The following is a 273-nucleotide window of genomic DNA, read 5'->3' on the forward strand; positions in this document are numbered from 1 at the left end:
TCGTATATGGGTACCACAAAAATTGACATTGATAAATTACTAGAAGCAACGACCGATCTGACAGCTGAGAAAAATAATTATTTTATGACATTGGAAGAAATTGATCGATTATTAGATCATACAAAGGAATGGTAAGGAATATTATTGTTTCGGTCGAAAAGTAATTTCATAAAAAGTTGGAGGTCTTCTTAGCGGAAGACCTCTTTTCTTTTATTCGGGGCATTCCAATTAGATTATGTCGCTTTAAAGCAAAAAAATATTTTTGTGATTTCT

It is taken from the genome of Bacillus sp. JJ1764 (assembly GCF_036962145.1).
Taxonomy (GTDB): Bacteria; Bacillota; Bacilli; order Bacillales; family Cytobacillaceae; genus Neobacillus.